This window comes from Pseudomonas sp. SDI (assembly GCF_003105155.1).
Taxonomy (GTDB): domain Bacteria; phylum Pseudomonadota; class Gammaproteobacteria; order Pseudomonadales; family Pseudomonadaceae; genus Aquipseudomonas.
Genome location: NZ_QETK01000028.1, coordinates 28,024 through 54,715, shown reverse-complemented (window position 1 = coordinate 54,715; position 26,692 = coordinate 28,024). Strand labels below are relative to the sequence as shown.

Annotated in this window: 21 protein-coding genes; 15 read left to right on the top strand and 6 right to left on the bottom strand. The window is 62.2% G+C overall.

Annotation, left to right across the window (positions count from 1 at the left end; translation table 11 throughout):
* The first annotated feature begins 62 nt into the window (after positions 1-62).
* Positions 63-383, top strand: coding sequence for a Rieske 2Fe-2S domain-containing protein (locus DCO48_RS18040; RefSeq protein WP_116551964.1), 321 nt, complete (start codon positions 63-65; stop codon positions 381-383).
* On the opposite strand, the gene sfsA is transcribed toward DCO48_RS18040, so the two are convergent.
* Both sfsA and DCO48_RS18030 read right to left on the bottom strand, forming a co-directional pair.
* Positions 373-1,086, bottom strand: coding sequence for a DNA/RNA nuclease SfsA (gene sfsA / locus DCO48_RS18035; protein WP_116551963.1), 714 nt, complete (start codon positions 1,084-1,086; stop codon positions 373-375). The two genes, DCO48_RS18040 and sfsA, sit on opposite strands and share 11 nt — an antisense overlap.
* Positions 1,086-2,258 (bottom strand): pyridoxal phosphate-dependent aminotransferase, encoded by a 1,173-nt coding sequence (locus DCO48_RS18030; RefSeq protein ID WP_116551962.1) that lies wholly within the window; start codon positions 2,256-2,258, stop codon positions 1,086-1,088. The genes sfsA and DCO48_RS18030 overlap by 1 nt, the downstream gene beginning before the upstream one ends.
* 211 nt (positions 2,259-2,469) lie before the next feature.
* Here DCO48_RS18030 and dksA point away from each other — a divergent pair, with 211 nt between their 5' ends.
* The 14 genes from dksA to DCO48_RS17955 all read left to right on the top strand — a co-directional run bounded on the left by dksA (position 2,470) and on the right by DCO48_RS17955 (position 22,041).
* Entirely contained in the window at positions 2,470-2,916 is a 447-nt protein-coding gene (dksA, locus tag DCO48_RS18025) for an RNA polymerase-binding protein DksA (RefSeq protein WP_116551961.1), read from the top strand.
* Positions 2,917-2,994: 78 nt separating this feature from the next.
* Positions 2,995-3,882, top strand: a complete 888-nt coding sequence (gluQRS, locus tag DCO48_RS18020) for a tRNA glutamyl-Q(34) synthetase GluQRS (RefSeq protein ID WP_116551960.1) — start codon at positions 2,995-2,997, stop codon at positions 3,880-3,882.
* Positions 3,883-4,035: 153 nt separating this feature from the next.
* Positions 4,036-4,212 (top strand): hypothetical protein, encoded by a 177-nt coding sequence (locus DCO48_RS18015; RefSeq protein ID WP_003250005.1) that lies wholly within the window; start codon positions 4,036-4,038, stop codon positions 4,210-4,212.
* Entirely contained in the window at positions 4,196-7,150 is a 2,955-nt protein-coding gene (locus DCO48_RS18010; RefSeq protein ID WP_165840796.1) for a sensor histidine kinase, read from the top strand. Before DCO48_RS18015 ends, DCO48_RS18010 begins: the two co-directional genes overlap by 17 nt.
* Before the next feature lie 22 nt (positions 7,151-7,172).
* The gene (locus DCO48_RS18005) at positions 7,173-8,615 is read left to right on the top strand and encodes a sigma-54 dependent transcriptional regulator (protein WP_116551958.1); all 1,443 of its coding nucleotides are present in this window, start codon (positions 7,173-7,175) and stop codon (positions 8,613-8,615) included.
* Between the two features lie 700 nt (positions 8,616-9,315).
* Complete coding sequence (locus DCO48_RS17995; RefSeq protein ID WP_165840795.1) at positions 9,316-10,698, top strand: polynucleotide adenylyltransferase PcnB; 1,383 nt, start codon at positions 9,316-9,318, stop codon at positions 10,696-10,698.
* 6 nt (positions 10,699-10,704) lie between these two features.
* Positions 10,705-11,181 carry a 2-amino-4-hydroxy-6-hydroxymethyldihydropteridine diphosphokinase gene (gene folK, locus DCO48_RS17990; protein WP_116551955.1) on the top strand — a complete coding sequence of 159 codons (477 nt, stop codon included), beginning with the start codon at positions 10,705-10,707 and terminating at the stop codon, positions 11,179-11,181.
* Between the two features lie 253 nt (positions 11,182-11,434).
* Positions 11,435-12,235 carry a 3-methyl-2-oxobutanoate hydroxymethyltransferase gene (gene panB / locus DCO48_RS17985; protein WP_116551954.1) on the top strand — a complete coding sequence of 267 codons (801 nt, stop codon included), beginning with the start codon at positions 11,435-11,437 and terminating at the stop codon, positions 12,233-12,235.
* A complete protein-coding gene (panC, locus tag DCO48_RS17980; RefSeq protein ID WP_116551953.1) occupies positions 12,232-13,089 on the top strand; it encodes a pantoate--beta-alanine ligase in 858 nt (285 codons plus the stop codon). The genes panB and panC overlap by 4 nt, the downstream gene beginning before the upstream one ends.
* 110 nt (positions 13,090-13,199) lie before the next feature.
* Positions 13,200-14,864: a glucose-6-phosphate isomerase gene (gene pgi, locus DCO48_RS17975; RefSeq protein WP_116551952.1), complete on the top strand. Its 1,665-nt coding sequence runs from the start codon at positions 13,200-13,202 to the stop codon at positions 14,862-14,864.
* Between the two features lie 204 nt (positions 14,865-15,068).
* On the top strand, positions 15,069-17,003 hold the full coding sequence (acs, locus tag DCO48_RS17970; RefSeq protein WP_116551951.1) for an acetate--CoA ligase: 1,935 nt from the start codon (positions 15,069-15,071) through the stop codon (positions 17,001-17,003).
* A 34-nt stretch (positions 17,004-17,037) separates the two neighbouring features.
* Positions 17,038-17,904, top strand: a complete 867-nt coding sequence (locus tag DCO48_RS17965; RefSeq protein WP_116551950.1) for an oxygenase MpaB family protein — start codon at positions 17,038-17,040, stop codon at positions 17,902-17,904.
* 76 nt (positions 17,905-17,980) lie between these two features.
* Positions 17,981-18,997 carry a class I SAM-dependent rRNA methyltransferase gene (locus DCO48_RS17960; RefSeq protein ID WP_116551949.1) on the top strand — a complete coding sequence of 339 codons (1,017 nt, stop codon included), beginning with the start codon at positions 17,981-17,983 and terminating at the stop codon, positions 18,995-18,997.
* A 101-nt stretch (positions 18,998-19,098) separates the two neighbouring features.
* Positions 19,099-22,041 carry a DUF748 domain-containing protein gene (locus tag DCO48_RS17955; RefSeq protein WP_116551948.1) on the top strand — a complete coding sequence of 981 codons (2,943 nt, stop codon included), beginning with the start codon at positions 19,099-19,101 and terminating at the stop codon, positions 22,039-22,041.
* Between the two features lie 171 nt (positions 22,042-22,212).
* On the opposite strand, the gene DCO48_RS17950 is transcribed toward DCO48_RS17955, so the two are convergent.
* The 4 genes from DCO48_RS17950 to truB form a co-directional block, all read right to left on the bottom strand.
* The gene (locus tag DCO48_RS17950; RefSeq protein ID WP_116551947.1) at positions 22,213-22,551 is read right to left on the bottom strand and encodes a BON domain-containing protein; all 339 of its coding nucleotides are present in this window, start codon (positions 22,549-22,551) and stop codon (positions 22,213-22,215) included.
* Between the two features lie 443 nt (positions 22,552-22,994).
* The gene (pnp, locus tag DCO48_RS17945; protein WP_116551946.1) at positions 22,995-25,100 is read right to left on the bottom strand and encodes a polyribonucleotide nucleotidyltransferase; all 2,106 of its coding nucleotides are present in this window, start codon (positions 25,098-25,100) and stop codon (positions 22,995-22,997) included.
* Positions 25,101-25,349: 249 nt separating this feature from the next.
* On the bottom strand, positions 25,350-25,619 hold the full coding sequence (rpsO, locus tag DCO48_RS17940) for a 30S ribosomal protein S15 (protein WP_010222985.1): 270 nt from the start codon (positions 25,617-25,619) through the stop codon (positions 25,350-25,352).
* A gap of 154 nt (positions 25,620-25,773) precedes the next feature.
* Complete coding sequence (truB, locus tag DCO48_RS17935; RefSeq protein WP_116551945.1) at positions 25,774-26,691, bottom strand: tRNA pseudouridine(55) synthase TruB; 918 nt, start codon at positions 26,689-26,691, stop codon at positions 25,774-25,776.
* Between the last annotated feature and the right edge of the window lies 1 nt (position 26,692).

Sequence of the window (26,692 nt, the reverse complement as noted above, 5' to 3'; positions counted from 1 at the left end):
AATTTGATAATTACTTGCATTTGAGCGTCAAGCCGTTGCAGCGAACTCAGGTGAATACCCCCATGCACTTTCTTTGTACATCCGCCGAACTGAGCGAGGGCAACAGCCGCGGATTCGAGGTTGAAGGCACCCGCCTGCTCGCGGTTCGTCGGCATGGACAGGTGTACCTGTACCGCAACCGCTGCCCGCACCGCGGCATCCCGCTGAACTGGGAAGCCGACGATCCGGTGCTCGACCGCAGCGCCAGCCTGATCGGCTGTGTCCATCATGGTGCGCTGTTTCTGATCGAGTCCGGTGAATGTGTTGCCGGACCTTGCGAAGGCGAGGCGCTGGACACCCTGGACTGCCATGAAGACAACCAGGGCATCTGGCTCACGGCGTGAGGATCACCGGTAACGCACGATCGATGACAACCTGCTCGCCATCGAGCTGCACCCCGTAGGCGATCACCTCGACCCCCTCGGCCACCGCTGCCCGCAGGGCTGCCGCGTAGGCGGCATCGACCTCCTCGGCCGGGCGCACGGCCTCGATGCCAGAGAGGTTCACGCAGTACAGCTGCACCGCGCGCACACCCTGTCGGGCCAGCGCCGCCAGCTCGCGCAGGTGCTTGGCACCGCGCTGAGTGACCGCATCCGGGAAGGCCGCAATCGGGCTGTCGGGGTAGCCCAGGGTCACGCTCTTGACCTCCACATACGCGGGCCCGCTGGCGAACTCCAGGCGGAAATCGATACGGCTGCGCTCCTCGCCATATGGCACCTCGCGCCGGAGTGCGGTGAACCCGGCCAGTTCACTGATCGTCCCGGCGCGCAGCGCCTCCTCGACAATGGCGTTGGCCCGCCCGGTATTCACGCAGGCCAGTCGCCCTTGTGGGGTTTCGCTGATTTCCCAGGTGCCGGGGAGCTTGCGCTTGGGGTCGTTCGAGCGGCTGAACCAGACCTTGCCGCCCTCGCGCATGCAATTGAGCATGGAGCCGGTGTTCGGGCAATGAATGGTCATCTGCTCGCCACTGGCCAGTTCGATGTCCGCCAGAAAGCGCTTGTAACGGCGCAGCAGACGCGCCTCTTCGAGTGGAGGAGAAAAACGCATCAGCCTTGCCAGCTACGCAAGCCACGAGCGATTCGCTCCACCGCTTCCTGCAGGCGCGGCAGGCTCTGGGTATAGGCGAAGCGCACGTGATGGCTTGCCTGATGACGGCCGAAATCCAGGCCGGGGGTGAAGGCCAGGTACTCGGTTTCGAGGAAGTGCCGGCAAAACGCGAAGGCATCGCCGCCGAACTTGCTGATGTCGGCGTACAGGTAAAACGCACCCTGCGGCTCCACGGCGATACCGAAGCCCAGTTCGCGCAAGGCCGGCAGGAGGAAGTCGCGACGCCGGCCGAACTCGGCACGACGCTCTTCCAGAATCGCCAGCGTGGCTGGTTCGAAACATGCCAGGGCGGCGTGCTGAGCCATGCTGGGCGCGCTGATGTAGAGGTTTTGCGCCAGCTTCTCGAGGTCGCCGACCGCTCCCGGCGGGGCAACCAGCCAGCCCAGGCGCCAGCCGGTCATGCCGAAGTACTTCGAGAAACTGTTCAGCACAAACGCCTGATCGTCGACTTCCAGCACGCTCGGCGCGTCCAGACCGTAGGTCAGGCCATGGTAGATTTCGTCCACCACCAGGTGGCCATTGTGCCCGCGGGTCGCAGCCGACAGGCTCGCCAACTGTTCGCGATCGAGCACCGTGCCAGTCGGGTTGGCCGGCGAGGCCACCAGCGCGCCGACCGTGTCCTGGTCCCAGTGACGCTCGACCAGATCGGCGGTGAGCTGATAATTCACCTCGGGACCGACCGGCACCAACTGAGCGCCACCTTCGACCAACCGCAGGAAGTGTCGGTTACACGGGTAGCCAGGGTCGGCCAGCAGCCAATGCTTGCCCGGATCGACCAGCAGGCTGCTGGCCAACAACAAGGCGCCGGAGCCACCCGGGGTGATCAGGATCCGTTCGGGGTCGATGCTCAAGCCGTACTGGCGGCTATAGAAGCCGGCAATCGCCTCGCGTAATGCCGGCAGGCCGCGGGCAGCGGTATAGCGGGTATGCCCGGCGGCCAGTGCAGCCTGCCCGGCTTCGACGATGGGTGCGGCGGTGGTGAAGTCCGGTTCGCCGATTTCCAGGTGAATCACGTCACGGCCAGCGGCCTGCAGCTCGTTGGCCCGGGCCAACAAAGCCATGACATGGAAGGGTTCGATGGCGCGACTGCGCGCACTGTAGGGCTGAGCCATGGGCCTTCTCTCAAATGGGTCTAAAATGATGATTCTACCCATGCATCGAGTCGAACGCGTGGCTAAACCTGCGGTCCATCCTGAAGACAACCGGGAGTAGCGCACCCCGACTCTATCTGGTAAGTTCGGCGGCTCGCAGTCGCAGGGCCGGCGGGCGCCGGAGATGGAGAAGCCTGCGCAATGGATTAGAAGAGTGAGAGGCGGTCTATTCATGTCCACCCTAGAAAAGCAAAAAGCTGGTCAGGCCATGTACGGCGTTGAACCCTATAAGGAAACTAAGGGTGAGGAGTACATGGGAGACCCCATGCGCAAGCACTTCACCAAGCTGCTCGGAGCATGGAAGCAGGAGCTCATGACGAGTGTGGACCGAACCGTGGACCACATGAAGGACGAAGCGGCCAACTTCCCGGACCCAGCCGATCGGGCCAGCCAGGAAGAAGAATTCGCCCTTGAACTGCGCAACCGAGATCGCGAACGCAAGCTGATCAAGAAAATCGACAAGACCCTGCAGAAGATCCAGGACGCAGAATATGGCTGGTGCGACTCCTGTGGCGTAGAGATCGGCCTGCGCCGTCTCGAAGCCCGCCCGACCGCCGACCTGTGCTTTGACTGCAAGGAACTGGCGGAGAAGCGGGAAAAACAGGTCGGCAAAGCCTGATCCTGATTTGACCTGAACGGGGCGCTCACAGCGCCCCGTTTCGTTTCTACCCTGCCACAACTGCTCGATATCAAGCCCATGAACAACGCCAGTTACATCGGGCGCTTCGCCCCCACGCCCAGCGGTTTCCTGCATTTCGGCTCGCTGGTCGCCGCCCTCGCCTCCTGGCTCGACGCCCGTGCCGTGGGTGGCCGCTGGCTGCTGCGGATGGAAGATATCGATCCGCCACGCGAAGCCCCCGGCGCCCAGACGGCGATCCTGAAAACCCTGGAAAGCTATGGCCTGCTCTGGGATGGCGAAGTGGTTTACCAACACCTGCGCCATGATGCCTATGCCGAGGTGGTCAATCGCCTGTTCAACATGGGCCTGGCCTACGCCTGCACCTGCTCGCGCAAGCAGCTGGAACCCTACAACGGCATCTACCCCGGCCTGTGCCGCAACCTCGGCCACGCCCAGGACGACGCGGCGATCCGCGTGCGTGTGCCGGAGCTGAAATTCCACGTCAACGACCGCGTACAGGGGCGCTTCGAGCAGCACCTGGGCCGTGACGTCGGCGACTTCGTGATTCGCCGACGCGACGGCCTGTACGCCTACCAACTGGCAGTGGTGCTCGATGACGCCTGGCAGGGTGTCACCGACATCGTCCGCGGCGCCGACCTGCTCGACAACACGCCACGCCAGCTGTACCTGCAGGCGTTGCTCGGGCTATCGCAACCGCGCTACCTGCATGTGCCGCTGATTACCCAACCGGACGGGCACAAGCTGGGCAAGTCCTATCGCTCCGCGCCGCTGCCGCCGGAACAGGCGACGCCGCTGATCCTGCGGGCGCTGCGCGCGCTCGGCCAGGCCACCGAAGCGGGGATGGCGCAGGCACGCCCCGAAGAGGTGCTGGCCCAGGCCGCCAGACAATGGAACGCCGAGGCTATTCCCAAACGCCTGAGCGTGCCTGAGGCGGATCTGCGCTGAGTGCTTGCCGTGTGCACTAAAGCCCAATAAATTCAAATCCTTGGGCAATGTCGCAATCCTCGTTTGCAGGCACCGGCCCTTCCGTTACCATCACCGCCGTTTTGCGCCAATAATAAGTCCAGGCACGCAACGCCGACAGCCAACGAGGCCAACATGTATATCTATCGTTTGGTCCTGCTTCTGGTCGTGGGGATCTATCTGTTCTCCCCGGCCATCATGGACTGGTGGATCGAACCGACAGGTGCCTGGTATCGCCCTTACCTGCTCTGGCTGATCCTGATCGTCGTGACCTTTATCCTGCAGAGCCAACGTGATGCCGATGAGCTTTAGCCTGACCCAGATGATCCTGATCAGTGCCGCCTACCTGATGGTGCTGTTCGGCGTGGCCTGGATCAGCGAACGGGGCATGATCCCCCGCGCCATCATCCGCCACCCGCTGACCTATACCCTGTCGCTGGGCGTCTATGCCAGTGCCTGGGCTTTCTATGGCACGGTCGGGCTGGCCTACCAGTACGGTTACGGCTTCCTCGCCTGTTACCTGGGGGTATCCGGGGCGTTCCTGCTGGCGCCGGTGCTGCTGTACCCGATCCTGAAGATTACCCGTACCTACCAGCTATCGTCCCTGGCCGACCTGATCGCCTTTCGCTTCCGCAGTACCTGGGCGGGCGCCCTGACCACCATCTTTATGCTGATCGGCGTACTGCCGCTGCTGGCCCTGCAGATTCAGGCGGTGGCCGACTCGATCACCATCCTCACCGGCGAGCCGGTGAAAAGCCGGGTAGCCCTGGCCTTCTGCGCGATGATCACACTCTTCACGATCTTCTTCGGTTCGCGACATATCGCCACCCGGGAGAAACATGAAGGGCTGGTGTTCGCCATCGCCTTCGAGTCGGTGGTCAAGCTGCTGGCCCTGGGCGGTATCGGCCTGTACGCGCTGTATGGCGTATTCGGCGGGCCGCACCAGCTGGAGGTCTGGCTACTGCAAAACCAGACCGCCCTGGCCGCACTGCATACCCCCCTCCAGGAAGGCCCCTGGCGAACCCTGTTGCTGGTGTTCTTCGCCTCGGCCATCGTCATGCCACACATGTACCACATGGCTTTCACCGAGAACCTCAACCCGCGCGCGCTGGTCAGCGCCAGCTGGGGCCTGCCGCTGTTCCTGCTGTTGATGAGCCTGGCCGTGCCGTTGATTCTCTGGGCCGGGCTCAAGCTCGGCGCCAGCACCAGCCCGGAATTCTTCACCCTTGGCCTGGGCATCGCCGCCAACAACGAGGGGCTGGCGTTACTGGCCTATATCGGCGGGCTATCCGCCTCCAGCGGGCTGATCATCGTCACTACCCTGGCGCTGTCGGGGATGGCCCTGAACCACCTGGTGCTGCCGCTCTACCAGCCACCGGCCGAAGGCAACATCTATCGCTGGCTGAAGTGGACCCGGCGGGCCCTGATCGTCGCCATCATTGCCGCCGGCTTCGGCTTCTACCTGCTGCTCGGCGCCCAGCAAGACCTGGCCAACCTTGGCATCGTCGCGTTTGTCGCCACCTTGCAGTTCCTGCCGGGGGTGCTCTCGGTGCTGTACTGGCCGACCGCCAATCGGCGCGGCTTCATTGCCGGCCTGCTGGCCGGGATCATCGTCTGGATGGTCACCATGCTGCTGCCCCTGGTGGGCAACCTGCAGGGTTTCTATATCCCGTTGCTGAACATGATCTATGTGCTCGACGACACCAGCTGGCACATGGCAGCCATCGCCTCGCTCGCGGCCAACGTCCTGCTGTTTACCCTGATCTCCCTGTTCAGCAGTGCCAGCGCCGAAGAAGTCGCGGCGGCCGAAGCCTGTGCCGTAGACAACGTGCGGCGCCCGCAACGGCGCGAACTGCACGCCGCCTCGCCGCAGGAGTTTGCCACCCAGCTGGCCAAGCCACTCGGTGCAAAGGCCGCACAGAAGGAAGTCGAGCAGGCCCTGCGCGATCTCTACCTGCCATTCGACGAGCGCCGCCCTTATGCCCTGCGCCGGCTGCGCGACCGCATCGAAGCCAACCTCTCCGGGCTGATGGGCCCGAGTGTGGCCCAGGACATGGTGGAAACCTTCCTGCCGTACAAATCCGGCAGCGAGAACTATGTCACCGAGGACATCCACTTCATCGAGAGCCGCCTGGAAGACTACCACTCGCGCCTGACCGGCCTGGCCGCCGAGCTCGATGCCCTGCGCCGCTATCACCGTCAGACCTTGCAGGAATTGCCGATGGGCGTCTGCTCGTTGGCCAAGGATCAGGAAATCCTGATGTGGAACAAGGCCATGGAAGAACTGACCGGCATTCCCGCCAAGCGCGTGGTCGGCTCACGCCTGACCACCATCGGCGAACCGTGGCGCGGCCTGCTGCTGGGCTTCACCAACGTCCCCGACGAACACCTGCACAAGCAGCGCCTGGCCCTCGACGGGCAAACCCGCTGGTTGAACCTGCACAAGGCCGCCATCGACGAGCCACTGGCCCCCGGCAACAGCGGCCTGGTATTGCTGGTCGAGGACCTCACCGAAACGCAGATGCTCGAAGACAAGCTAGTGCACTCCGAGCGGCTGGCGAGCATCGGCCGCCTGGCTGCCGGCGTGGCCCATGAGATTGGCAACCCGATTACCGGCATCGCTTGCCTGGCGCAGAACCTGCGCGAAGAGCGCGAAGACGATGGCGAAATCACCGAGCTGAGCAGCCAGATTCTCGAGCAGACCAAGCGCGTTTCGCGCATCGTCCAGTCGCTGATGAGCTTCGCTCATGCCGGTAGCCACCAGCACAGCGACGAGCCGGTCTGCCTGGCCGAAGTGGCGCAGGATGCCATCGGTCTGCTGGCCTTGAACCGGCGCAATTTCGAAGTACAGTTTTTCAACCTGTGCGACCCCGAACATTGGGTCGACGGCGATCCGCAGCGACTCGCCCAGGTCCTCATCAACCTGCTGTCCAACGCCCGGGACGCTTCGCCTGCCGGTACTGCGGTGCGAGTGAAAAGCGAAGCCAGCGAGCACACCGTCGACCTGATCGTCGAGGATGAGGGCAGCGGGATTCCCAAGAACATCATGGACCGATTGTTCGAACCGTTCTTCACCACCAAGGATCCGGGCGAAGGAACTGGCCTGGGCCTCGCTCTGGTCTATTCCATCGTGGAAGAGCATTATGGACAAATCACCATCGACAGCCCGGCCGATACTCAAAGCCAGCGCGGCACCCGGATCCGAGTGACCCTGCCGCGTCATGTCGTAGCGACGTCCGCTGTGAACTGAGACCGTCGAGAGAATTGAATCAATGCCGCACATTCTGATCGTCGAAGACGAAACCATCATCCGCTCGGCACTACGTCGTCTGCTGGAGCGGAACCAGTACCAGGTCAGCGAAGCCGGCTCGGTACAGGAAGCCCAGGAACGCTACAGCATTGCGACTTTCGACCTGATTGTCAGCGACCTGCGCCTGCCCGGAGCACCCGGGACCGAACTGATCAAGCTCGGCCAGGGCACCCCGGTCCTGATCATGACCAGCTACGCCAGCCTGCGCTCGGCCGTGGACTCGATGAAAATGGGCGCGGTCGACTACATCGCCAAGCCGTTCGACCATGACGAGATGCTGCAAGCCGTAGCGCGTATCCTGCGCGACCGGCAGAACGCACCGGCCCCTGCACCGGCCGAACGCAGCGGCAATGGCAAGGCTGCTGCGGCCGACAAGGCCGGCAGCAGCAACGCCAATGGCGAGATCGGCATCATCGGCTCCTGCCCACCGATGCAGGACCTCTACAGCAAGATCCGCAAGGTGGCGCCAACCGACTCCAACGTGCTCATCCAGGGTGAGTCCGGTACCGGTAAAGAGCTGGTCGCCCGCGCCCTGCACAACCTGTCGCGGCGGGCCAAGGCACCGATGATTTCGGTGAACTGCGCGGCAATCCCGGAAACCCTGATCGAGTCGGAACTGTTCGGCCACGAGAAAGGCGCCTTCACCGGCGCCAGCGCGGGGCGGGCCGGCCTGGTCGAAGCAGCGGACGGCGGCACGCTGTTCCTCGACGAAATCGGCGAACTGCCGCTGGAAGCCCAGGCGCGCCTGCTGCGTGTGCTGCAGGAAGGCGAAATCCGCCGGGTCGGCTCGGTGCAGTCGCAAAAGGTCGATGTACGGCTGATCGCGGCCACCCACCGCGACCTGAAAAACCTTGCCAAGGTCGGCCAGTTCCGTGAAGACCTCTATTACCGCCTGCACGTCATCGCCCTCAAGCTACCTGCCCTGCGCGAGCGTAGCGCCGACGTCAACGAAATTGCCAACGCCTTCCTCGCCCGACAAAGCGCGCGGGTCGGCCGCAACGACCTGAAATTCGCCCACGATGCCGAGCAGGCGATTCGTCACTATTCCTGGCCGGGCAACGTGCGCGAGCTGGAAAACGCCGTCGAGCGTGCGGTGATCCTGTGCGAGAGCCCGGAAATTTCCGCCGACCTGCTGGGTATCGACATCGAGCTCAGCGACTTGGAAGACGACGACGCCTTCGACAATCTGCCGACGAACGGTAGTCAGACCAGCACCACCAGTCATGAGCCCACCGAAGACCTGTCGCTGGAGGACTACTTCCAGCACTTCGTGCTCGAGCACCAGGACCACATGACCGAGACCGAGTTGGCGCGCAAACTGGGCGTCAGCCGCAAGTGCCTGTGGGAACGTCGTCAGCGCCTCGGTATCCCGCGACGCAAGAGCGGCGCGACCAGCGAGGGCTGATCCCTTTCAGCAAAAAAGCTGTTACCTGCGGGTAACACCCGAGGCCTGGAACAAACTGTTACCTTGCCCCGGACACGTAACAGAAACCGGGGTTTACGGTAACGAAACCCCGGTTTTTTTTCGCCCCGTTTTCACCCAAAATACCGTCTAACCCCTTGTTTTACTGGGTTTTGCAAAAGTTGGCACGGCACCTGCTATATGTTCGGTACAAGAACAATAACAAGCACTGCAAAAGACAATAAAAATAAGACGAATCGGCTCACGCACAATAAGAACAAGACGGCGGAGGCGCAGCTAACTGATTCTTTTGGAGAGGAGTTGTACTTGGGGCTTGCCCCACAACCAGGCAGAGAACAACAAAAACTGCACTCAAGCAGGGCCTGAACTGGTTGGATCATCTGATCATTGCAACATCGGCGACCAAAGCAATCCGTTTGCTCTTCACTCCCGATTCGGGAGACCGTCCACACGCTTTGCGGCTTTGTGGACAGGGCATCAACAAAAACAAGAAGCCCGACAAAAAAACAATAAGAGCACGCAACTACTTCTTGGGGAGCTTCGGCTCCCCTTGTAGTTTCTCCCCCCTGCGTACCCCGCGTTTCGACCGCCTACACCCTCCTGCCAGTAAATGCTAGAATCCCCGCCCATCATGCGGCCATTCTTCGTTTTTGGCCGAACATTCCTTCAAACAGTGCATCCCATGCTGAAGAAGCTGTTCCAGTCGTTCCGTCCTCCCGTGCGTGGCCCGCAACACAAGCGCACCACGCCTGAAGTGATCAACAGTGGTCAACACTCGCTGCAACGTGGCCAGTTCAGTCGTCACGCGGTGAGTATCGTCGAGCGCCTGCAAAACGCCGGTTACCAGGCTTACCTGGTCGGTGGCTGCGTACGCGATCAACTCCTGGGCATTACCCCCAAGGATTTCGACGTCGCCACCAGCGCTACCCCTGAGCAGGTTCGCGCCGAGTTCCGCAATGCGCGGATCATCGGCCGCCGGTTCAAGCTGGTCCATATCCATTTCGGCCGCGACATCATCGAGGTCGCGACCTTCCGTGCCAATCATTCGGAAACCGAGGAAGACAGCCACACCTCCTCGCGTAACGAAAGCGGTCGGATCCTGCGCGACAACGTCTATGGCACCCTGGAAGAAGACGCGCAACGCCGCGACTTCACCATCAATGCCCTTTACTACGATCCGGTCAGCGAACGCATCCTCGATTACGCCAATGGCGTACACGACATCCGCAACCGCCTGATCCGTTTGATCGGCGACCCGACCCAGCGCTACCAGGAAGACCCGGTACGTATGCTGCGCGCCGTGCGTTTTGCCGCCAAGCTGAACTTCGGCATCGAGAAGCACACCGTGCAGCCGATCCGCAGCATGGCCAAGATGCTGCGCGAGATTCCGTCGGCGCGGTTGTTCGAAGAAACCCTGAAGCTGTTCCTCTCCGGGCATGCCGCAGACACCTTCGAGATGCTGGTCGACCTGCAGCTGTTCGAGCCGCTGTTCCCGGCCAGTGCCGAAGCACTGGAAGAACACCCGACCTATACCCACACGCTGATCAGCCAGGCGTTGATCAACACCGACCTGCGGATCAAGCAGGGCAAGCCGGTAACCCCGGCCTTCCTGTTCGCCGCCATGCTATGGCCGGCACTACCGGCGCGTATTCTGCGCCTGCAGAGCCGTGGCATGCCGCCGATTCCGGCAATGAACGAAGCTGCGCACGAGCTGATCGCCGAACAGTGCCAGCGCATCGCGATTCCAAAGCGCTTCACCCTGCCGATCCGCGAGATCTGGGACATGCAGGAACGCCTTCCGCGGCGCAGTGGCAAGCGTGCCGACCAGTTGCTGGACAACCCGCGCTTCCGCGCCGGTTACGATTTCCTGCTGCTGCGCGAAAGCGCCGGCGAAGAAACCGACGGCCTTGGCCAGTGGTGGACCGACTATCAGGACAGCAACGATAGCGAACGCCGCGACATGATCCGCGACCTCGGCAGCCGCGACGAAGGCGCTGCCGGCCCGCGTAAACGCAAGCGCAGCCCAGGCAAGCGCAAGCGCGCCGACAGCGCGGCAGACGAGTAACACAGCATGGTCCGCGTCTACATCGGCCTGGGCAGCAACCTGGCAGACCCAGAGCAACAACTGCGCAGCGCCCTCGAGGCGCTGGGCCAGTTGAACGCTACCACGCTGGCGGGGGTTTCTTCCTTCTATGCCAGCGACTCGTTGTCGCCCGGCCAGCCGCGCTACACCAATGCCGTGGCGGCCCTCGATACCGAGCTCGCGCCGCTCGCCCTGCTCGATGCGCTGCAAGCCATCGAGGCCGATCAGGGCCGTGAACGCAAGGAACGCTGGGGACCGCGCACCCTCGACCTGGACATCTTGCTGTATGGCGAGGAAGTCCTCGACCAGCCGCGCCTGGTCGTCCCGCATTACCATATGCATGCACGCCCGTTCGTGCTCTATCCCCTCGCCGAACTGGTAGCGCCAGACTTCCGTCTGGCCGACCAGCGGGCCCTGTCCGAGCTACTGGCAGAGTGCCCGTTCGTCGGTCTTGAGCGCCTGTAGCCGGGCGTTTCCCCAACCGGTAACGTGCGTAACAACGTGCGCGTAACATTGCGGTAACACGGTAATTGACTTCGCTTCCCCTGCTCACGACTATAGGCGTCCCGTGGCGCCCTGGCGCCGCAAAAAAGGCGTATATAGGCCTGGAACAGATGCGCAAGCCAAACACCACGATCGATGATGTGCTGTTCCAGAAGATGAATACACGCGTTGTACGCAGTCGTTTTTCACAGCGCCTGAACGAGGATTCCTTTTCATGCCAGAAGTAACCCTGACCACCCTGCAGAGCCTCAAGGCCAAGGGTGAGAAAATAACCATGCTGACCTGCTACGACGCTACCTTTGCCCAGGTCGCGAGCCGCGCCGGCGTGGAAATATTGCTGGTGGGTGACTCACTGGGCATGGTCCTGCAGGGCCATGACAGCACCTTGCCGGTGAGCACCGCCGATATGGTCTACCACACGGCCAGCGTCAAACGCGGCAACGAAGGTGCACTGATCCTGGCCGACCTGCCGTTCATGGCCTGCGCCACGATCGAGCAGGCGTTCGCCAACTGCGGTGCGCTGATGCAAGCCGGCGCGCACATGGTCAAGGTCGAAGGCGCCGCCTGGCTGGCCGACACCATTCGCCTGCTGGCCGAGCGTGGTGTACCGGTGTGCGCGCACATGGGGCTGACCCCACAGACGGTGAACATCCTCGGTGGCTACAAGGTTCAAGGCCGCCAGGAAAACCAGGCACGGCAGATGCGCGCCGACGCCATTGCCCTTGAGCAGGCCGGCGCCGCCATGCTGCTGCTCGAATGCGTCCCAAGCGGACTGGCCGCGGAAATCACCCAGGCGGTGAGCATTCCGGTCATCGGTATCGGCGCCGGTGTTGCCACCGACGGCCAGGTGCTGGTGATGCACGATATGCTCGGCTTGTCGCTGAGCGGGCGCGTACCGAAGTTCGTGCGCAACTTCATGGCCGAGCAGTGCAGCATTTCAGGCGCTTTCGCGGCCTACGTTCAAGCCGTCAAGGACGCCTCGTTCCCTGCTGTCGAACATGGGTTTAACGCATGAATACCGTCAAGACCGTCCGTGAACTGCGGGCCGCCGTGGCGCGGGCGCGCAGCGAAGGCAAGCGTATCGGCTTCGTCCCGACCATGGGCAACCTGCACAGCGGTCACGCGGCCCTGGTCGCCAAGGCCGCGCAGCGGGTCGACTTCGTGGTCGCAAGCATCTTCGTCAACCCGCTGCAGTTCGGCCCTAGCGAAGACCTCGACAAGTACCCGCGCACCCTCGCCGCCGACCAGGAAAAACTGCTCGAAGCCGGTTGCCACTTGCTGTTCGCTCCAACCGTGGAAGAGATGTACCCCGAGGGCATGAACGGGCAAACCCGGGTCAGCGTCCCGCAGCTCTCCGAAGGCCTGTGCGGGGCCAGCCGTCCCGGGCATTTCGAAGGTGTGGCAACGGTGGTCAGCAAGCTGTTCAACATGGTCCAGCCGGACCTGGCCGTGTTTGGCCAGAAGGACTTCCAGCAACTCGCGGTGATCCGCGCGCTGGTACGCGATCTGAACATGCCGATCCAGATCATTGGCGAGCCGACCGTCCGCGCCGAGGACGGCCTCGCGCTGTCGTCGCGCAATGGCTACCTGAACGCGGAACAACGCACCATCGCCCCGGCCCTTTATCGCACACTGAGCCAGATGGCTCAGGCTATCCGCGAAGGCCAACGCGACTACGCTGCACTGATCGCTCAGGGCCAGCAACAGTTGACCGACGCCGGATTCCAGCCAGACTATCTGGAAGTTCGTCAGGCCCTGACCCTGCGCCCGGCACAGGAAGCTGATCGCGACCTGGTTATTCTTGTCGCCGCCTATATGGGCAGCACGCGCCTGATCGATAACCTGCACCTGAATCTCGACGACCAGTAACGTTCGACCATGGCCTTGCCGGTCCGCCGGGAAAAAATCCCTCGGGCCGGTAAACCGCACCCTGTTTTCAGTTGTCCAAGGCTGTTCACGCAATAAGGAAACCTGCAGCGATGGCGTACTACCGCACCCCACACGATGTAACCGCCCTGCCCGCCTGGCAGGCGCTTGAGCAGCACCGCGAAGCCATGCAGGACTTCAGCATGCGCGACGCATTCAACGCCGACCCGCAGCGCTTCAACCAGTTCTCCCTGAGCAGCTGCGGGCTGTTCCTCGATTACTCGAAGAACCTGATCAATCACCAGACCCGCGACCTGCTGGTGGGCCTGGCCAATGAAGTCGGCCTGCAAGAGGCGATCAAGTCGCTGTTCGCCGGCGAGATTCTCAACGCCTCCGAAGGCCGCCCGGCACTGCACACCGCCCTGCGCCGCCCGGTGGGCGACAAGCTCAGCGTCAACGGCGTCAACGTGATGCCGGAAGTGCACAAGGTGCTCAACCAGGTCACCGAGCTGGTCGGCCGCATTCACGACGGCCTGTGGCGCGGTTACAGCGAGAAGCCAATCACCGACGTGGTGAACATCGGCATCGGCGGCTCGTTCCTCGGCCCCGAACTGGTCTCCGAAGCGCTGCTGCCGTATGCCCAGCGCGGCGTGCGCTGCCATTACCTGGCAAACATCGACGGCAGCGAATTCCACGAGCTGTCGGCCAAGCTGCGTGCCGAGACCACCCTGTTCATTGTTTCGTCGAAATCCTTCAACACCCTCGAAACCCTGAAGAACGCCCAGGCCGCCCGCGCCTGGTACCTGGCGCAGGGCGGCTCGGAAGCCGAGCTGTACCGCCACTTCATCGCGGTGTCGAGCAATAAGGCGGCAGCCGTGGCCTTTGGCATCCGTGAAGAGAACATCTTCCCGATGTGGGACTGGGTCGGCGGGCGCTACTCGCTGTGGTCGGCGATCGGCCTGCCAATCGCCCTGGCCATCGGCACGGCCAACTTCAAGGAGTTGCTGTCCGGTGCCTACACCATGGACCAACACTTCCAGAACGCCCCGTTCGAGCAGAACATGCCGGTACTGTTGGCGCTGCTGGGTGTGTGGTACGGCAACTTCTGGGGCTCGCAAAGCCACGCGATCCTGCCGTACGACCACTACCTGCGCAACATCACCAAGCACCTGCAGCAGTTGGACATGGAATCCAACGGCAAAAGCGTGCGCCAGGACGGTACACCGGTGCGCTACGACACCGGCCCGGTCATCTGGGGTGGCGTGGGTTGCAATGGCCAGCACGCCTATCACCAGTTGCTGCACCAGGGTACCCAACTGATTCCAGCCGACTTCATCGTGCCGGTGGTGAGCTTCAACCCGGTTGCCGACCATCATCAGTGGCTGTACGCCAACTGCCTGTCGCAGAGCCAGGCACTGATGCTCGGCAAGACCCGCGCCGAAGCCGAAACCGAACTGCGCGACAAAGGCATGGCCGAGGCCGAAGTACAGCGACTGGCACCGCACAAGGTGATCCCAGGCAACCGTCCGAGCAACACCCTGGTAGTCGAGCGCATCAGCCCGCGCCGCCTCGGCGCACTGGTGGCGATGTATGAGCACAAGGTGTTCGTACAGAGCGTGATCTGGGGCATCAACGCCTTCGACCAGTGGGGCGTGGAGCTGGGCAAGGAGCTCGGCAAGGGCGTCTACCAGCGCCTGATCGGCGGCGAGGAATCGCCGGCCGAAGACGCTTCCACCCAAGGCCTGATCAACTACTTCCGCGGCCGTCACCGCGGCTGATCGCCTGCCCCCTACCCCCGACCGGACGAACACGGTCGGGGGTAGTAGCTACACTGTCCTCTCGATAGCTGCTGCATTGTGTTCCTGCCCCCTGTTTGAGCCGGTGTTGCCGGCAATGCAAGGCAACGCCTTGCCCTGGTCGGGACCCGCGTGCGGCCGATCGCCGGCAACGCCGGCTCCCACAAGAGCAGGATCACGCCCGCCATGTTCGACTACAGCCAATTCCCTGATGCCGATGCCGTTAGCCGTGCCGCGCAACTGAGCGAGGATGCGTACCGCGCGATGTATCGCGAATCGCTGGAGCACCCCGACCGTTTCTGGGCCGAACAGGCCAAACGGCTGGACTGGATCAAACCCTGGACCCAGGTTCAGCAAAGCGACCTGAACACTGGCCAGGCCATCTGGTTCAAGGACGCCCAGCTCAATGTCAGCTACAACTGCATCGACCGCCACCTCGCCAACCGCAGCGAACAGACCGCCCTGCTCTGGGAGGGCGACGATCCCGCTCAGTCCAGCGCCATCAGCTACCGCGAGCTGCACCGCCAGGTCTGTCGCCTGGCCAACGTGCTCAAGCAGCGCGGTGTGAAGAAGGGTGACCGGGTGTGCATCTATATGCCGATGATCCCGGAAGCCGCCTACGCCATGCTTGCCTGTACGCGCATCGGCGCCATCCACTCGGTGGTGTTTGGCGGATTTTCTCCGGATGCCCTGCGCGACCGCATTCTCGATGCCGATTGCCGCACCGTGATCACCGCCGACGAAGGCGTGCGCGGCGGCAAGCGCATCGCCCTGAAAAACAATGTCGACCAGGCGTTGCAAAACTGCCCCGCGGTCAGCAGCGTGCTTGTGGTTCGCCGCACCGGTGGCCAGGTGGCCTGGAGCGAAGGCCGCGACCTCTGGTACGACGAGGCACTCAAGCAGGTCGACGACGACTGTCCGCCCGAGCCAATGGGCGCCGAGGCCCCACTGTTCATCCTCTACACCTCCGGCAGTACCGGCAAACCCAAGGGGGTGCTGCACAGCTCCGCCGGCTATCTGTTGCAGGCGGCGCTGACCTTCAAGGTGGTGTTCGACTATCGCGACGGCGAAGTGTTCTGGTGCACCGCCGATGTTGGCTGGGTGACCGGGCACACCTACATCGTCTACGGCCCGCTGGCCAACGGCGCCATTTCGCTGATGTTCGAAGGGGTGCCGAACTACCCTGATGCCTCGCGCTTCTGGCAGGTGGTCGACAAGCACCAGGTGAATATTTTCTACACCGCCCCTACTGCCTTGCGCGCGTTGATGCGCGAAGGCGGCGGCCCACTGCAGAGTACTTCGCGCAACAGCCTGCGCTTGCTCGGCAGTGTCGGCGAACCGATCAACCCGGAAGCCTGGGAGTGGTATTTCAACGAGGTCGGCGAGCAGCGCTGCCCGATCGTCGACACCTGGTGGCAGACCGAAACCGGCGGGATCATGCTCAGCCCGCTGGTTGGTACCCGCCGGATCAAGCCGGGTTGCGCCACGCAGCCGCTGTTCGGCGTGCAGCCGGTGCTGCTGGACGATAAAGGCAAGGTGATTGAAGGCCCGGGCAGCGGCCTGCTGGCGATCAAGGCCAGCTGGCCCGGGCAGATCCGCAGCGTTTACGGTGACCACCAGCGCATGGTCGACACCTACTTCAAGCCCCTGCCCGGTTACTACTTCACCGGCGACGGTGCCCGCCGCGATGCAGACGGCGACTACTGGATCACCGGGCGCATCGACGACGTGATCAACGTTTCCGGACACCGTATCGGCACCGCCGAAGTGGAAAGCGCCCTGGTGCTGCACGACAGCATCGCCGAAGCCGCCGTGGTCGGGTACCCTCACGATCTCAAAGGCCAGGGCATCTATGCCTTTGTCACACCAATGAACGGCGTGACGGCGGACGATGCGCTGCGCCAGGAACTGCTCGCGCTGGTCAGCAAGGAAATCGGCAGCTTTGCCAAGCCGGAACTGATCCAGTGGGCCCCGGCCCTGCCCAAGACCCGCTCGGGCAAGATCATGCGGCGCATCCTGCGCAAGATCGCCTGCAACGAACTCGATAACCTCGGCGATACCTCGACCCTGGCCGACCCCAGCGTGGTGCAGGGCCTGATCGACAAACGCCTGAACCAGTAAGCGGCGCTGCTACCGTGGCGCCCGTAAGGGAGCCATGGAAGTCATACGCCGCCGTATCGAAAGCCAACTGATGAGCCTGACCGGCCTCGCCCTGGGCCAGCTCGACCTGGAAACCCCCAAAGGCGATCCGGGCTTGTTCGGCCCCCAGAGCGTGTGCTGGCAGGTCCACGGGGACTTCCCCAGCATGCTCATCGGCGGCATCAGCGCGCTGATGTTGCAGGCCCTGCACCCGCTGGCCCTGGCCGGCGTATGGGATCACTCCAACTTCCGCCAGGACATGCTCGGACGCCTGCGTCGCACCAGCCAGTTCATCTCCGGTACCACCTTCGGCTCCAGCCGCGATGCCGACTGGCTGATCGACAAGGTGCGCACCATTCACCTCCAGGTGGTCGGCGCGGCAGCCGATGGCCGGACCTACGCGGCCAGCGATCCCGACCTGCTGACCTGGGTGCACGTGGCCGAAGTCAGCAGTTTCATGGCGGCACACCTGCGTTACCGCAACCCACAGCTCAGCGGCGCCGAGCAGGACCGTTACTACAACGAAATTGCCCTGGTTGCCGAGCGACTCGGGGCGCGTAACGTGCCCCGCTCGCGGCAGGCAGTGGCGACGTATCTGCAGGCGATCCGCCCGCAACTGCTCTGCGATGCGCGCAGCCATGCCGTGGTAAGGGCCCTGCTCGACGCACCGGCGCCCAGCCGCATGGCCAGGCCAGTGGGCAAACTGATGATGCATGCCGGCATTGCCTTGTTGCCGCCGTGGGCCGGCGACATGCTCGGACTGCGCCCGGCGCCGTTGACGAAAGCCCTGATCGGCGCAGGCATTGATGGCGTCGCACCGATTCTGCGCTGGGCCATGCGTGACAGCTCGGCGCACCGCGCCCGCCGTCGCGTCGGGCTGTAGACCAATCAACCGGAGCGGGACTGGCCTCTGTGGCTGCGGCTGTTAAACTGCACGTCCGCAAACCAAGGCCACGTGCATGTCCCTCTTGAATCAGGCGCTGCGCGCCGCCCTCAACGCCCGCCAGAATCTCCTCGTCGAGCTGCACGCTCAGGGCACCGACTGCTACCGCCTGTTCCACGGCAGCCAGGAGGGCGCCGGCGGCCTGACTATCGACCGATACGGCCCGCAACTGCTGGTGCAAACCTTCCACCAGAGCCTGGACCGCGACAGCCTGCTCGACCTGCACAGCACCGTGGAAGCAGTCCTCGGCCTACCGCTGCTGCTGGTCTACAACGACCGCTCGCAGGGCAACAGCCGCATCGACCGCCGCGACCCGGTGTATCAGGCCAGCGATGCCGCCCTGGCCGATCTGGTCGGCCACGAATGGGGCCTGAACTATCGCGTACGCGGTCGCCACGCCGGGCAGGACCCGCTGCTGTTCCTCGACCTGCGCAACGCCCGTGGCTGGGTTAAGCAACACAGCGCCGGCAAGCGCGTACTCAACCTGTTCGCCTATACCTGCGGCGTCGGCCTGAGCGCAGCGGCCGGCGGCGCCCGCGAAGTGTGCAACCTGGACTTCGCCGAGGGCAACCTGGCGGTGGGTCGCGAGAATGGCGCACTTAACCCCACGCTGGCGCCGATGGAGTTCATCCAGTCCGATTACTTCCCGGCCATTCGCCAGTTCGCCGGGCTGCCGATCGCCCAGCGGCGCGGGCACAAGCTGCCGCCCTATCCACGCCTGGCGCAACGCGAGTTTGATCTGGTACTGCTCGACCCGCCGGCCTGGGCCAAGAGCGCCTTCGGTACGGTCGACCTGCTGCGCGACTATCAAAGCCTGCTGAAGCCCGCACTGCTGAGTACCGCCGAAAACGGCGTGCTGATCTGCTGTAACAACCTGGCCAAGGTTGCCATGGCCGACTGGCGCGAGCAGGTGCTGCGCTGCGCCGAGAAAATCGGCCGGCCGGTACGCGACTGCCAGGTGCTGGCACCCGCCGGCGACTTTCCGTCGCAGGATGGCCAGCCACCGCTGAAGTCGTTGATCCTGCACCTTTAACCGGATGGCGACGAGGTCGTCGGAAAACGTCGACGACCTTCGGAACCGAATTAACGTGCCATACTCCAAGCACTCCCGTTTCAGATTAGACGACGCCGCACATGCCCAAAGGATTGAAACGCGCCCTCGGCGCCTTGTTGGCCGTCCTGGCCCTGTACAGTCTCCTCGGTTTCCTGATTCTTCCCGGTATCGCCTTGCGCGTGGCCAACCAGCAGTTGGCCCGGTACGCCAGCGTGCCGGCACATCTGCAACGTATCGAACTCAACCCGTTCAGCCTGGAGCTGACCCTGTGGGGCCTGCAGATCGGCGAAACGGGCAAGGAGCAGGTTGGTTTCGAGCGTCTCTATGCCAACCTGCAACTCGACAGCCTGTGGACCGGCGCCCTGCACCTGGACGCCGTCGAGCTGGTAAAACCGCGTACCGAAGTGCTGTTCGCCAAAGACGGTGGGCTGAACCTGAGCCGGCTGTTCAAGCTGCCGGCCAGCGCGCCCCAACCGGAAGAGCCAGCCAGCGGCCCATTCCCGCTGCGTATCGGTAGCATCAAGCTGGTCGAAGGCTTCCTGCATTTCCAGGACCTGCGCCCGAGCGAGCCGATCGAGTTCCTTTATGACGCGATGAACCTGGAACTGAAGAACCTCAGCACCTTGCCCGACGACAGCGCCGACATGACCCTGGTCGCGGTGGGGCCGGCAGGCGGGCGCATCGACTGGGCCGGCACGTTCAGCCTGGTACCGATCGCCTCCGAAGGCACGCTGAAGGTGACTGACGGCAAGATGAAGGCTTGGTGGCCCTATGTGCGCGACGCAGTGCCACTGGTGCTGGAAGACGGCGTGCTGAGCCTGGACACCCATTACAAGCTCAATCTCTCCAAGGAAACCGAGCTGCTGCTCGACAACACCTCGATCAAGGTCGCGCCGTTTGCCATCAAGGCGCCGGATGGCCGGCCGCTGGCTCGCCTGGCCAGCCTTGAGGTCAGCGAAGCCTCGGTAGACCTGGCCAAGCAGTTGGTGACCGTTGGCAAAATCCGTAGCGAGCGACTGGAGACCTGGGCCGCACTCGACGCCGATGGCCAGCTGGACTGGCAGAAGCTGTTCGCTAGTGAGCCGGCAAAAGCCAGCAAAACCGCGAAAGCCGAACCAGCCACCGCAGAACCCGCCGCCGAGAAACAGGCTGCCGAGCGCGCGCCAAGCAAACCATGGCAAGTGCTGCTCAAGGATATCCAGCTGCGTAACTACCAAGTGCACCTGGCCGACCGCACCAAGAAAGAGCCAGTCGCCCTGGACGTCGGTCCACTGAACCTCGACCTGCAGAACTTCGACAGCCTCAACCAGTCGCCATTCACCCTCAAGCTGGACAGCGGTATTGGCAAGCAGGGCAGGCTGCAGGCCTCGGGCGAAGTGAACCTGGCACCAGTGACCGCCAAACTCAAGGTAGCGACCCAGGACATTGACCTGCGGGTAGCTCAAGCCTACATCAGCCCATTCATCCGCCTGGAGCTGCGCAGCGGGATGCTCGGTAGCGACCTCAACGTCAACCTGAGCAGCACTGAACCGCTGGCGTTCAGCATCGACGGCAAGGCTCAGGTGAACCAACTGCATACCCTGGACACCATCAAGGACCGCGACTTCGTCAAATGGCAGCAGTTGACCATCGACGGCCTGCAATACCGCCACGGCGATGCGCTGAGCATTGCCAAAGTCACGCTGCAACAACCCTATGCCCGCTTCATGATCAATGAAGACCGCACCACCAGCGTCGACGACCTGCTGATTCCACAACCGGCTACCAGCCAGGCGTCGGCCAAACCGCAGGGCAAAGCGGCCGCCAGTGCAGCGAAACCGCTGGGCATCCATATCGGCGGGATCGACATCAACGACGGCTCGGCAAACTTCGCCGACTTCAGCCTGACGCCGAACTTCGCCACGGCCGTGCAGCAGCTCAACGGTCAGATCGGCACCATCGACAACCGCAAGCCGCAACCGGCCAAGGTCGATGTCAAAGGCAAGGTCGACCGCTACGCTCCGGTGACGATCAAGGGCGCGCTGAACCCATTCGATCCGATGGCCAGCCTGGATATCGCCACCAGCTTCAAACGTGTCGAACTGACCACCCTGACGCCCTACTCCGGCAAGTTCGCCGGCTACCGGATCCGCAAGGGTCGACTCAACCTCGACCTGCATTACCTGATTACCCAGGGCAAGCTCAAAGCAGAAAACAAGGTGGTAATCGAGCAACTGCAACTGGGCGAGAAAGTCGACAGCCCGGATGCGGTCAACCTGCCGCTGAAGCTGGCAGTGGCACTGCTCAAGGACACCGACGGCAAGATTTCCATCGAGCTGCCAGTAAGCGGCGACCTGAACAACCCCGAGTTCAGCGTGATGCCGATCGTCTGGCAAACCCTGCGCAACCTGGTGATGCGTGCCGCGCAGGCGCCGTTCAAGTTCATTGGCGGGCTGATCAGCGGTGGCGACTCGCAAGACCTGGGGAGTGTCTCTTTCGCGGCAGGTTCCAGCGATTTGAGCAGCGATGCCCAGGGCGCCCTGGACAAGCTGGCTTCGGCCTTGAAGGAACGCCCTGCACTGCGCCTGGAGATCGAAGGCACCAGTGCCCAGAGCAGCGACGGCCCGCTGATTGCCGAACAGCGTCTGGAGCGGGAATACCAGAACACTTACTACAAGATCCTCCAGAGGCGCGGCGACAAAGTACCGGCGCAGGCGGCGCAGCTACAGGTGCCGGACGGCGACAAGCCGGCGATGCTTGAAGGGATCTACCGCGCGCGGCTCAAGCAGCAACCTCCGGCGGAGTGGACACAGCTGGGCCGCGAAGAACGTAGCGGCAAGCTGCGCGAGGCCGTGCTCAAGTCCTGGGCGGAAAGCGCGCTGTTACTGCGCCAGTTGGGCCAGGCACGGGCCAGCAGCATCAAGGACTACCTGGTGGATAAAGGCCAACTGGCCGATGATCGGGTGTACTTCGTCGACGCCAGCCTGGGCCAGGCCGAAGCAGATGGCCGGGTGATCTCGCCACTGCATCTGGATGCGGAGTAAGGCTTAGCTCTATTGTGGGAGCGGGCTTTCCAGCTCCCGCAGAGGCTGCCATGCCCTTTTCTGCCAGCTGGCTATAAAAACGCCCCGACAACCAGTGCCGGGGCGTGAGTGGCCAAGTCCATTTGGCCTTTCGCATGAACCGTCAGGGTCAGCGAGCAGGGAAAACCTGTGTTACTCGGCTTTCAGGCCGGCAGCCGATACCGCTTTCACACCTTTGATATTCTTCGCGATGTTCACTGCAGTGGTTTTCTGTGCCTCAGTCACGGCAACAGTGGAAGACAGGGAAACCACGCCTTTGTTGGTTTCGACCTTGATGTCGGTGCCCGGAATGCCTTTCTCGGTCAGCAGGTCGGATTTGACCTTGGTGGTGATCCAGGTGTCGGAAGTAGCTTCCTTGGCCTTGGTCACTTCACCGGCCGCAACGGTCAGAGGCTGCTGGGCAAAGGCAGCGTTAGCCATGGTCAGGGTCAGGGCGGTGGCAGTAGCGGCAGCAATAGCGAACTTCTTCATACGAGACACTCCTGTTTTTCGAAAAGTCTGCGCCATCAGTCCTGGCAGCAGGGGTATCTCTACTGTTGCAGCCGCTGTGCCAACTTTAGATACTGACTTAGTCCTTTAAAATCAATAACTTATGAATTTACCACGGATCTGGAATCGTGCAATTTGCAAGCTGCCGCAAAATCGCGCATGCAAGATGCAAGTTCACAAGCTAAAACGACGCCCATAAAAAAGGACCCCGCACAGGCTGTGTGAAAACACACTGCCAGGGGTTTGTTTTTTGAGATTGCCAAACGGGTGTTCCACGATGGATCTGCGTCGCTCCATCATCTCCGGATGTAGGCCATAACGAAAAATGCTCCGTATCTTTCGATACGGAGCATTTTCCTAAGGGGCCGGGCAGATTGCTAGGTTTTCACACAGTCTGCGCAGGGTCCTTTTTTCAACGCTCGGTCTTAGACGCCCGAAGCCTTGGCGGCAGCAACGTCTTTGATCGACAGCTTGATACGGCCGCGGTTGTCCACGTCCAGTACCAGTACTTCAACTTCCTGGCCTTCTTTCAGAATGTCGGTCACTTTCTCGACGCGAGCATCGCTCAGCATGGAGATGTGAACCAGACCATCTTTGCCTGGCAGGATGTTGACGAAGGCGCCGAAGTCGACGATACGCTCGACTTTACCCACGTAGATCTTGCCGATCTCAGCTTCTGCAGTGATGCTCAGAACGCGCTGACGCGCTGCTTCTGCAGCATCCTTGGTCTCGCCGAAGATCTTGATCGAGCCGTCGTCTTCGATGTCGATCGAAGCCTTGGTCTCTTCGCAGATAGCACGAATGGTCGCGCCACCTTTACCGATAACGTCACGGATCTTGTCGGTGTCGATCTTCATCGCGATCATGGTTGGTGCGTTTTCCGACAGTTCGGTACGCGACTGACCAATGATCTGGTTCATCTGACCGAGGATGTTCAGGCGCGCTTCCAGGGCTTGGCCCAGGGCGATTTCCATGATCTCTTCGGTGATGCCATTGATCTTGATGTCCATCTGCAGCGCGGTAACACCTTTGGCGGTACCGGCAACCTTGAAGTCCATATCGCCCAGGTGGTCTTCGTCACCCAGGATGTCGGTCAGGATGGCAAATTTCTCGCCTTCTTTAACCAGACCCATGGCGATACCGGCAACGGGTGCCTTCATCGGTACACCGGCGTCCATCAGGGCCAGGGAAGCACCGCAGACCGAAGCCATGGAGCTCGAACCGTTGGACTCGGTGATTTCCGATACCACGCGGATGGTGTACGGGAATGCGTCGGCAGCTGGCAGCATGGCCTGAACCGAGCGACGGGCCAAACGGCCGTGACCGATTTCACGACGACCAGCACCACCCATGCGGCCACACTCGCCCACCGAGAACGGAGGGAAGTTGTAGTGCAGCATGAACGGGTCTTTTTTCTCGCCTTCCAGGGTGTCCAGCAGTTGTGCGTCACGCGCAGTACCCAGGGTCGCAACGACCAGGGCCTGGGTTTCGCCACGGGTGAACAGGGCCGAACCGTGAGTCTTCGGCAGAACACCCACTTCGATGTTCAGCGGACGGACGGTCTTGGTGTCGCGGCCATCGATACGTGGCTTGCCGTTAACGATGTTCTCGCGAACGGTGCGGTACTCGATCTCGCCAAAGATTTCTTTGACTTCACCGGCCGTCGGCTGGCCTTCTTCACCGGAGAACTTGGCAATCGCCTGATCGCGCAGCTCACCCAGACGAGCGTAACGGTCGGCCTTGACGGTGATGGTGTAGGCCTGGGAAACCGCTTCGCCCAGTTCGGCGCGAATGGCGTTCAGCAGTTCGGTGTTGGCAACGGCTGGTTTCCAGTCCCAGGTAGGCTTGGCAGCTTCTGCAGCCAGCTCTTTGACAGCCTTGATGACAGCCTGGAATTCGTCGTGGGCGAACAGCACTGCGCCCAGCATCTGGTCTTCGGTCAGCTCTTTGGCTTCCGATTCAACCATCAGTACGGCGTCCGAAGTACCGGCAACGACCATGTCCAGGCTGGAGGCAGCCAGTTGCTCATAAGTCGGGTTCAGCAGGTAGCCGGTGCTTTCGTGGAACGCAACGCGTGCCGCGCCGATCGGGCCTTCAAACGGAATGCCGGAGATCGCCAGCGCAGCCGAGGTACCGATCATCGCAGCGATGTCCGGATCGGTCTTCTTGCTGGTAGAAACGACGGTGCAGACAACCTGCACTTCGTTCATGAAACCTTCTGGGAACAGCGGGCGGATCGGACGGTCGATCAGACGCGAGGTCAGGGTTTCTTTCTCGGAAGGACGGCCTTCACGCTTGAAGAAACCACCAGGGATCTTGCCGGCAGCGTAGGTTTTTTCCTGGTAGTGAACGGACAGAGGGAAAAAGCCCTTGCCTGGATCCGCTTGCTTGGCACCGACCACGGTCACCAGTACGGTGACATCGTTGTCGACGGTGACCAGCACGGCGCCGGACGCTTGACGAGCAATACGGCCCGTCTCGAGGGTAACGGTCGATTGACCGAACTGGAACTTCTTGATTACCGGGTTCACGGTTTCCTACCTTTTCAATGGCTCTGGGGGAACTGGTTCTTACGAATTTTTGGGCAGAACAGGGAATCGGCCCCGTTGACCGTCCAGATAAAACTAAAGGTTGGGAGCCTGCCCTGCCCTTGCGGTAAACCGCTCAGGCGAGACAGACAGCCAACCTTATAGATACGCGCGGCGTGCTCATCGATCCTGGTGCCATAGGCCCCAGGCGATGACTGCAGCACGCCGTGCACACCACTGGCCAGGCCGCTATTAGCGACGCAGACCCAGACGACCGATCAGGGCGCTGTAACGAGTGGTGTCTTTACCTTTCAGGTAGTCCAGCAGCTTACGACGCTGGTTTACCATACGGATCAGGCCACGACGCGAGTGGTGGTCTTTACCGTTGGCCTTGAAGTGGCCTTGCAGCTTGTTGATGTTCGCGGTCAGCAGTGCAACTTGCACTTCTGGGCTACCGGTGTCACCGGCAGCTTGCTGGTATTCGCCAACGATTTTAGCTTTTTCTTCAACGCTGAGTGCCATCTGGCTTCTCCAAATCAAGGGAATCCGTTTACACGGGTTCCAATAGGCCAGGGACAGGTCCCTGTATTCATAAAAGTGAGGAGTGACCGCGCCTATTAACAGCCATCCTCTAACCCACCAGCAACCGGCCGAAGCCGGTTACTGACGGTTTCGATCATTCCGACCGAATCAGTCGACGCGGCGCAATACGCCCGTCTTCGCTCACTTCACCGATACCGATAAAGCGACCATTGTGATCCTGTACCCGGACCATGCCGAATTTCGGCGCGTCCGGCGCACGTACTGGCTGACCATGCAGCCAGTAGAAAGCGCTGTGCTCGGAGAACTGCAGCAGCGGCCAGTCTTGCAGGCCACTGTCCGAAGGCATGAGGAAGCGATCTACCGCTTCGTTGCCCCCTTCGGCGTGAACCTTTTCAAGCGCTTCGACGGTGACGGTTTGCGCCAGTTCGAACGGGCCAGCATGGGTACGACGCAGTTGGGCAACATACGCCCCGCAGCCGAGCATCTCACCGATGTCTTCGACCAGCGTGCGGATATAGGTGCCTTTACTGCAACCGACCGACAGGCGAACCTGGCTGCCTTCACACTCAAGCAACTCCAGCCGGTGAATAGTAACAGAACGCGGTTCGCGCTCCACTACTTCACCTGCTCGTGCCAGCTTGTACAGCGGCTGACCGTCGCGCTTGAGCGCAGAGTACATCGGCGGTATCTGACTGATTTCACCACGAAAATGTGGCAAAACCGCTTCAATCTCGGCGCGACCAACGGTCACTTCGCGGGTCTGCAGAATTTCCCCTTCAGCGTCGCCGGTGCTACTGGTCTGACCCAGCTGCATCACGGTTTCGTAGCCTTTGTCGGAGTCGAGCAGGTACTGCGAGAATTTGGTCGCTTCACCGAAGCACAGCGGCAACACACCGCTGGCCAGGGGGTCGAGGCTGCCGGTATGCCCGGCCTTTTCGGCGTTGAGCAACCAGCGGACCTTCTGCAACGCAGCATTGGAGGTGAACCCCAATGGCTTGTCGAGCAGGATGATACCGCTGACATTACGACGGATACGCTTGACCTGAGCCACC

What these genes read in the sequence shown, in the direction of transcription:
- folK (WP_116551955.1), top strand. Translation starts at nt 10,705, where the DNA reads ATGGTCCGCGTCTACATCGGCCTGGGCAGCAACCTGGCAGACCCAGAG.
- rpsO (WP_010222985.1), bottom strand. Translation starts at nt 25,619, where the DNA reads ATGGCACTCAGCGTTGAAGAAAAAGCTAAAATCGTTGGCGAATACCAG.
- DCO48_RS18005 (WP_116551958.1), top strand. Translation starts at nt 7,173, where the DNA reads ATGCCGCACATTCTGATCGTCGAAGACGAAACCATCATCCGCTCGGCA.
- DCO48_RS17960 (WP_116551949.1), top strand. Translation starts at nt 17,981, where the DNA reads ATGTCCCTCTTGAATCAGGCGCTGCGCGCCGCCCTCAACGCCCGCCAG.
- DCO48_RS17950 (WP_116551947.1), bottom strand. Translation starts at nt 22,551, where the DNA reads ATGAAGAAGTTCGCTATTGCTGCCGCTACTGCCACCGCCCTGACCCTG.
- panC (WP_116551953.1), top strand. Translation starts at nt 12,232, where the DNA reads ATGAATACCGTCAAGACCGTCCGTGAACTGCGGGCCGCCGTGGCGCGG.
- sfsA (WP_116551963.1), bottom strand. Translation starts at nt 1,086, where the DNA reads ATGCGTTTTTCTCCTCCACTCGAAGAGGCGCGTCTGCTGCGCCGTTAC.
- DCO48_RS17995 (WP_165840795.1), top strand. Translation starts at nt 9,316, where the DNA reads ATGCTGAAGAAGCTGTTCCAGTCGTTCCGTCCTCCCGTGCGTGGCCCG.
- panB (WP_116551954.1), top strand. Translation starts at nt 11,435, where the DNA reads ATGCCAGAAGTAACCCTGACCACCCTGCAGAGCCTCAAGGCCAAGGGT.
- DCO48_RS18040 (WP_116551964.1), top strand. Translation starts at nt 63, where the DNA reads ATGCACTTTCTTTGTACATCCGCCGAACTGAGCGAGGGCAACAGCCGC.
- DCO48_RS17955 (WP_116551948.1), top strand. Translation starts at nt 19,099, where the DNA reads ATGCCCAAAGGATTGAAACGCGCCCTCGGCGCCTTGTTGGCCGTCCTG.
- pgi (WP_116551952.1), top strand. Translation starts at nt 13,200, where the DNA reads ATGGCGTACTACCGCACCCCACACGATGTAACCGCCCTGCCCGCCTGG.
- gluQRS (WP_116551960.1), top strand. Translation starts at nt 2,995, where the DNA reads ATGAACAACGCCAGTTACATCGGGCGCTTCGCCCCCACGCCCAGCGGT.
- DCO48_RS18015 (WP_003250005.1), top strand. Translation starts at nt 4,036, where the DNA reads ATGTATATCTATCGTTTGGTCCTGCTTCTGGTCGTGGGGATCTATCTG.
- acs (WP_116551951.1), top strand. Translation starts at nt 15,069, where the DNA reads ATGTTCGACTACAGCCAATTCCCTGATGCCGATGCCGTTAGCCGTGCC.
- DCO48_RS18030 (WP_116551962.1), bottom strand. Translation starts at nt 2,258, where the DNA reads ATGGCTCAGCCCTACAGTGCGCGCAGTCGCGCCATCGAACCCTTCCAT.
- dksA (WP_116551961.1), top strand. Translation starts at nt 2,470, where the DNA reads ATGTCCACCCTAGAAAAGCAAAAAGCTGGTCAGGCCATGTACGGCGTT.
- DCO48_RS17965 (WP_116551950.1), top strand. Translation starts at nt 17,038, where the DNA reads ATGGAAGTCATACGCCGCCGTATCGAAAGCCAACTGATGAGCCTGACC.
- DCO48_RS18010 (WP_165840796.1), top strand. Translation starts at nt 4,196, where the DNA reads ATGCCGATGAGCTTTAGCCTGACCCAGATGATCCTGATCAGTGCCGCC.